This window comes from Escherichia albertii NBRC 107761 = DSM 17582 (genome assembly GCF_000759775.1).
Lineage (GTDB): Bacteria > Pseudomonadota > Gammaproteobacteria > Enterobacterales > Enterobacteriaceae > Escherichia > Escherichia albertii.
Map to the genome: position 1 here is coordinate 1 of NZ_BBMY01000175.1, position 7,001 is coordinate 7,001.

Annotated in this window: 6 protein-coding genes; 1 reads left to right on the plus strand and 5 read right to left on the minus strand. The window is 49.1% G+C overall.

From position 1 onward, the window contains the following. From EA14781_RS21225 to hrpA, 4 genes are all read right to left on the minus strand, one after another. On the minus strand, nt 1–700 hold a 700-nt coding region (locus EA14781_RS21225; RefSeq protein WP_001227458.1), incomplete at its 3' end, for a hypothetical protein. Further along, nucleotides 697–831, minus strand: coding sequence for a hypothetical protein (locus EA14781_RS25895; protein WP_002462180.1), 135 nt, complete (start codon nt 829–831; stop codon nt 697–699). The genes EA14781_RS21225 and EA14781_RS25895, both read right to left, overlap by 4 nt. 121 nt (nt 832–952) lie before the next feature. After that, nucleotides 953–1,810: a DUF2262 domain-containing protein gene (locus tag EA14781_RS21230; protein ID WP_000261318.1), complete on the minus strand. Its 858-nt coding sequence runs from the start codon at nt 1,808–1,810 to the stop codon at nt 953–955. A 219-nt stretch (nt 1,811–2,029) separates the two neighbouring features. Continuing rightward, nucleotides 2,030–5,932, minus strand: coding sequence for an ATP-dependent RNA helicase HrpA (gene hrpA / locus EA14781_RS21235; RefSeq protein ID WP_000139505.1), 3,903 nt, complete (start codon nt 5,930–5,932; stop codon nt 2,030–2,032). Nucleotides 5,933–6,132: 200 nt separating this feature from the next. Between hrpA and azoR the strand changes: the two genes are divergently transcribed. Then, on the plus strand, nt 6,133–6,738 hold the full coding sequence (azoR, locus tag EA14781_RS21240) for an FMN-dependent NADH-azoreductase (protein WP_000048919.1): 606 nt from the start codon (nt 6,133–6,135) through the stop codon (nt 6,736–6,738). A gap of 181 nt (nt 6,739–6,919) precedes the next feature. On the opposite strand, the gene EA14781_RS26115 is transcribed toward azoR, so the two are convergent. Continuing rightward, nucleotides 6,920–6,997, minus strand: coding sequence for a DUF2773 domain-containing protein (locus tag EA14781_RS26115; protein ID WP_369596080.1), 78 nt, complete (start codon nt 6,995–6,997; stop codon nt 6,920–6,922). Nucleotides 6,998–7,001 lie beyond the last annotated feature (4 nt).

Genomic DNA, 7,001 nt, shown 5'->3' on the forward strand with positions numbered 1-7,001 from the left:
AGGTTGAGGTTTCATACGTTGCATCATTTCCATCGTAAACCACTTTTGTTGCCCGCCAGCGATTTTGGTCGTCCCACGAAATCTGACTCTGTTCGCGATTGCTGTCGATCGCCATCAGGCGATCTTGCTGGTCGTAGTGATAATATTCTGTTCTTTCCAGCTTAGCGCCATCTCTTTTTATTTTTATCAGGTGGTTGCCATCATAGTAATAGCGAGTATTAAAATTCAGGTCATGACTATAACGATCAGTCACTATTGCGAATTTCCCTGCCGAACTGATAATGCGCCCTTTTTTATCGCGGATAAACGTTTCGCTGCCGTTCCATTGCCCTAAAATTTTATCGCCCAATTTAATCACGGTCTTGTCAGTCAACTGCCATGTTTTATCCTGTCGTTTTATGCTTAACGTGTAATCCGGGCCTTCATTGCTCTGTTCCTGCATATTGACTGAGTTGATCATCCCGATATCATCAAATGTTAACTCAGTGAGATAGTGATAATCCGGTTTATCGGGTAATTTGCCGTTGCTTTCTATGCGTATACTAGCGATATTCTCCGGCAATGACGACGCACCGGCAAAAACGAAAAAATTTGCCAGATTAATTTCTGCCTGCGTGTGGTAATGTTTTCTTATCACGAAAAATACTACACAAACGATAACGATCACAACAACCAATATTGAATATCCTTTCTTTCTCATTTGATGTTTTCCTGAATATTATTATTGCAGTGATAGCCAAAGGAAATATTATCATAACGCATAATATCAACGCGATATTCGCCAGTCCCCCACAGAATATTATCCAGCGTTCGCCATATCGCGAAGCGCATTCCAGACTCAATGCAGAAAATGGCAATAAATAGCCAGAGCGCTATTTTGTGCGTGCCCCCATTCCTGAACGAGGAAAACAGCCGGAAGGCGACTACGCCTTATCCGGCCAAAATCTTTCATTTATCCGACAATATTTGCGCTAGTTGCACCATATGCAATATTGCCCGAGACGTCGATAGAATGACCATAAAACATATCATCATCACTGTAATAGACGGTAAAATCGCCATCAGCTTCAATAACCAGCTCACAAAGCGTCATTCTTTCCGCAAAAGAGGTTTCTGTAATTTCATCAGCATCCTCATCATCCAGCCAGTCATTGGCGAGCTCAGTAAGTTCCTCCGCTGCAAACTGGCGAAATTCACTGTCTTTTTCTTGCTGGTGATCATAGAGATACCGCAAATGACCCAACGCAGCCTGCCAACTACTTTTATTCGCTTTATCGATATTTAAATGCACAAAAACATTATTATTCAGCCACGTTATTTTACCAGAAAAGTGAGAATAGTCTTTATCCAGCGTGAATTGTCCAAGTAATTCATCCTGCAATAGTACAGGCTTTCGATATTCAGCCAAAATGTCGCTTAGCGCATCACAGAGTGTGTTTTCTTCAATTATATCAAGCACAAAAAAGCGATTATAAAATGCGGGGGATTTATCTTCAGCGACAGTTTTATCAATAAGTGATCGCACGCGTAAACGATATATACCGCTTTTTTTAAAATGGAACGGATATGTAGAGCCGTGTAATTTGATATCTTCGTCACTGAGCAACCACTCAATCCGCCCATCTTCCGTACTGATTTCACCTGTAGCAAGGTTTTTATACGCAATAAAGTTAGCGCTCGCCGTCCACAGATGCGCACCTTTAATTCGCCCGGCGCCACCGCCGGTATCGCTAAAAAGCACCAGTATTTCTTCGTCATTACTTTGATACTGCTGCATAACATATTTATATTCAGTTGAATTAACAACCATCTTGAGACTCCTTTTCATTTAGAATTACGTCCTGTCCTACACCTTATCCAATCGGCACATGACACGCTACCGCCCCACCCGGATTGATTTATCTGCACGCGAAAAGGTTACTCTTCTCCTCGGACTTACCCTATTGCGTAGCGACTTTTTCGGAATTTATAAAGAAACCCGGCAGCTTGCGCTAACCGGGTTACGGAGAGGGAGACGGCAGAAAAGACGTCAGGCGGTAACCTGCTCCATCGCCTGCAAAATACGCTTATCAGAGATCGGATATGGCGTGCCGAGCTGTTGCGCGAAGTAGCTGACGCGCAACTCCTCAATCATCCAGCGGATCTCTTTTACGTCTTCGTCTTCACGGCGCGCGGGAGGCAGCTTGTTGATCCATTGCTGCCACGCCTGCTGGACGTTTTCGACTTTCAGCATCTGGGCGCGATCACGATGCGGATCGACCGCCAGTTTTTCCAGCCGTTTCTCAATCGCTTGCAAATAACGCAAAGTATCGCCCAGGCGTTTGAAGCCGTTGCCAGTGACAAAACCGCGATACACCAGCCCACCCATCTGCGCTTTGATATCAGAAAGCCCCAGCGCCATGGTCATATCAACGCGCCCTTTCAGACGTTTGTTGATATTGAACACTGCCGTAAGGATTTGCTCGACCTGCTTCGCAATATCCACCACCGTGTCGTTCAGTTCAGCGCGCACTTTTTCATGCAGCGCCGCAAACCCCTCTTCCGTCCAGACCGGGCCACCATTGGCGTCAATCAATTTATCCACACCGCATGAGATACAGTCATCGATCAGCTCCAGCACTTTGCCATACGGGTTAAAGTACAGACCCAGCTTGGCTTTGTTTGGTAACTTTTCATGCAGATACTTAATCGGCGATGGAATATTCAGCAGCAGTAAACGGCGAAGACCGTTCCACATCGCCTGCTTTTGCTCTAGCGGGTTATCAAACAGTTTGATCGCCACGCTGTCGCGCTCATCCACCAGCGCCGGCCACGCTTTCACTTTGTAGTTGCCGCGTTTCTGTTCGTAGCTTTCCGGCAGTTGACCAAAGCTCCAGATATGCAGGCCGCTCTGCTCAATACCGTCATCCGCCACTGCGGACAGCGTTTCCTGTACTTTGCCTTTCAGGGCGTCTTTCAGATCCTGTAATGAGCGCCCTTCTTTTAGCTTCTTATTTTTGTCGTCCACCACGCGGAAGGTAATTTTCAGGTGATCGGGCACCTGATCCCAGTGCCAGTCTTCGCGGTCAACGGTAACACCTGTCATCCGCCGTAGCTCGCGCTCAAGGCTGTCGAGCAACGGCAGCTCCTGCGGTGTGACGCGGCCTAAAAACGCTTCGGCGTAGTTTGGCGCGGGTACAAAATTACGCCGTACCGGTTTCGGCAGCGATTTTATCAGTGCAATAACCAGCTCACGACGCAGGCCAGGGATCTGCCATTCAAATCCGCTCTCCTCAACCTGGTTAAGTAACGGCAGCGGAATATGCACGGTCACGCCGTCAGCATCCGCCCCCGGCTCAAACTGATAGCTCAAACGCAGCTTGAGATTGCCCTGATGCCAGAAGTTCGGATAATCCAGCTTGCTGATTTTTTCCGCACCTTCTTTGATCAACATGCTCTTTTCAAAGTTGAGCAAATCAGGCGTTTCGCGGCTAACTTTTTTCCACCAGCTGTCGAAGTGGCGTGCGGAGATCACATCGTGGCTGATGCGCTGGTCGTAAAACTCAAACAACGTTTCGTCATCCACCAGAATATCGCGGCGACGTGATTTGTGTTCCAGCTCTTCCACTTCGGCCCGCAGTTTCAGATTTTCGCGGAAGAATGCGTGACGCGTCTGCCAGTCACCTTCCACCAGCGCGTGGCGAATAAAAAGTTCACGACATAACGCCGGATCGATCTGGCTGTAGTTGACCTTACGCGCAGCAACAATCGGCAGCCCGTAAACGGTGACTTTTTCGGTTGCCATCACCGCGCCCTGCGCCCGTTCCCAGTGCGGTTCGCTGTAGGTGCGTTTGATTAAATGCTGAGCGACCGGTTCTACCCATTCAGGATCGATGCGTGCCGCAATGCGCCCCCACAGGCGGCTGGTTTCTACCAGTTCCGCCACCATTACCCATTTCGGCGGCTTTTTGAATAAACCAGAACCGGGGAAGATGGAGAAACGCGCGTTACGTGCTCCGGTATATTCCTGTTTATCGGCATCTTTCATCCCGATATGCGAAAGCAAACCGGTCAGCAACGCAATGTGAATTTCACGATACTCCGCCGGCTCGCTGTTAACCGGAATGCCAAGTTCTTTCACTACCTGGCGCAACTGGGTATAGATATCCTGCCATTCGCGCACGCGCAGGTAGTTGAGATAATCGGTGCGACACAGGCGGCGGAAGGCGTTTGAAGAGAGCGCCTTTTGCTGCTCGCCGAGATAATTCCACAGATTTACAAACGCCAGGAAGTCGGATTCTTTGTCGTGGAAACGACGATGTTTTTCGTCCGATGCCTGCTGTTTGTCCATCGGACGCTCACGTGGGTCCTGAATGGAGAGCGCGGACGTGATAATCATCGCCTCACGCACGCAGCCATGTTTCTGCGCTTCCAGCACCATACGCGCCAGACGTGGGTCGACAGGCAGTTGTGAAAGCTGGCGACCAAGCGGCGTCAGTTTATAGGCGCTGGCCTGTTCATCAGTGGTGATCGCGCCTAATTCTTCGAGCAGACGCACGCCATCCTGAATATTGCGTTTATCTGGCGCTTCGACAAACGGGAACGCGGCGATATCGCCCAGTCCCAGCGCGGTCATCTGCAAAATAACCGAGGCCAGGTTGGTACGCAGAATCTCCGGGTCGGTAAACTCCGGGCGCGAGAGGAAATCGTCTTCGGAATAGAGACGAATACAGATCCCTTCTGACACACGTCCGCAGCGGCCTTTACGCTGATTAGCAGAAGCCTGCGAAATGGGCTCAATAGGCAAACGCTGCACTTTGGTTCGATAGCTATAACGACTGATACGCGCTGTGCCAGGGTCGATAACGTATTTAATGCCCGGTACGGTCAGCGAGGTTTCCGCGACGTTGGTCGCCAGTACAATGCGCCGTCCGCTGTGCGACTGGAACACCCTATTCTGTTCGCTGTTAGACAGTCGTGCATAGAGCGGCAGAATTTCCGTATGACGCAAATTCAACTTATTCAACGCATCGGCGGTATCGCGAATTTCCCGCTCACCGCTCATAAAGATCAGGATATCACCAGGGCTTTCCTGACTTAGCTCTTCTACCGCATCGAAAATAGCCTGCAACTGGTCGCGCTCGGTGTCATCGGCTTCTTCAACAATCGGGCGATAGCGCACTTCCACCGGATAAGTGCGACCGGAGACTTCAATAATTGGCGCATTATTAAAATGGCGTGAGAATCGTTCTGGATCGATAGTTGCTGAGGTGATGATCACTTTCAGATCCGGGCGACGCGGCAACAGCTCTTTCAAATAGCCGAGCAGAAAATCGATATTCAGGCTACGTTCGTGCGCTTCATCGATGATGATAGTGTCGTATTGCATCAGCAGCCGATCCTGCTGGATTTCCGCCAGCAGAATACCGTCAGTCATCAGCTTGACCATCGTGTTCTCACTGACGTGATCGCTAAAACGGACTTTATAACCGATGCAGCCGCCCGGCTCTGTTTGCAACTCTTCCGCAATACGGTTCGCCACGGTACGTGCCGCCAGACGACGAGGTTGGGTATGTCCGATCAGACCTTTAATTCCACGCCCCAGTTCCATACAGATTTTCGGCAACTGAGTGGTTTTACCAGACCCTGTTTCCCCAGCGACAATCACAACCTGGTTATCACGCACAGCGTCCAGAATGTCCTGTTTTTTCTGACTCACCGGCAAATTATCTGGATAGGTAATTTCCGGGCGTGCCGCTTCTCGTAGCAGAACTTTCCCTGCCGCCAGGTCAATTTCTTTCGCCATCTCCTGGAGAATGGCCTGTTGTGCATCAGGATTTTTAACCTTTTTCACCCCATGCAGACGGCGAGAAAAACGCAGTCTGTCACGCAACATTAACGAATCCAGGCGTTGCTGAAGGGCGTTAAAAGTCAATTTCTGTTGTTCTGTCATAACGTTAGTGGGCAGTGAGATGCCTGATTAAATTTCTTTTAAATGATAGATATAGAGTACCACATCGCGGCTTTCTATGTGTTGTTCAATAAATTCGAACATAGGCTTCGATATATTGCGCTATCTCTGTGGCAGGATTGTGAATAGAGTGTCAACAAGCAACGGGGCAATGCCCATTCAAACATCTAAAAGGAAACACCATGAGCAAGGTATTAGTTCTCAAATCCAGCATTCTGGCAGGGTACTCTCAGTCTGGTCAGTTGTCTGACTATTTTGTTGAACAGTGGCGTGAAAAACATTCTGCGGATGAAATTACCGTTCGCGACCTGGCCGCTAACCCGATTCCGGTACTGGATGGCGAACTGGTTGGCGCGCTGCGTCCGAGCGATTCCCCGCTGACCCCGCGTCAAAAAGAAGCCCTTGCTCTTTCTGATGAACTGATTAACGAGCTGAAAGCCCACGACGTGATCGTTATTGCGGCACCGATGTACAACTTCAACATCTCAACTCAGTTAAAAAACTATTTTGACCTGGTGGCACGCGCTGGCGTTACCTTCCGCTACACCGACAAGGGCCCGGAAGGTCTGATAACCGGTAAAAAAGCCGTCGTTATTACCAGCCGCGGCGGCATCCATAAAGATGGACCAACGGATCTGGTTACTCCGTACCTGAACACGTTCCTGGGCTTTATCGGCATTACCGATGTGAAATTTGTCTTCGCCGAAGGGATCGCGTACGGCCCGGAAATGGCAGCGAAAGCGCAGTCTGACGCAAAAGCAGCGATTGACAGCATTGTTGCTGCATAACCGGACTGCCAAATATTGATGTGGATTGCGCGGCTAAAGCGTGCAGTCCACACATGCCCGTTATACACCAACTTTAGCAACACTCTTCGACCACGTTCGCAACATTTCTTTATGTTTCGTTGTTAATATAATCTGCGAGCTTTTGACTTGAATATCGCTAATTCCTGCGGATAAAAAAGAGTCAATAAATCATATCCAACTTCTTCATTGCCTGTTCCCGAATAGTTCGTGTTTTACCTTGCCGCGCCAGTTGACGAATTAGG

What these genes read in the sequence shown, in the direction of transcription:
- EA14781_RS25895 (WP_002462180.1), bottom strand. Translation starts at nt 831, where the DNA reads ATGCGCTTCGCGATATGGCGAACGCTGGATAATATTCTGTGGGGGACT.
- EA14781_RS21230 (WP_000261318.1), bottom strand. Translation starts at nt 1,810, where the DNA reads ATGGTTGTTAATTCAACTGAATATAAATATGTTATGCAGCAGTATCAA.
- hrpA (WP_000139505.1), bottom strand. Translation starts at nt 5,932, where the DNA reads ATGACAGAACAACAGAAATTGACTTTTAACGCCCTTCAGCAACGCCTG.
- azoR (WP_000048919.1), top strand. Translation starts at nt 6,133, where the DNA reads ATGAGCAAGGTATTAGTTCTCAAATCCAGCATTCTGGCAGGGTACTCT.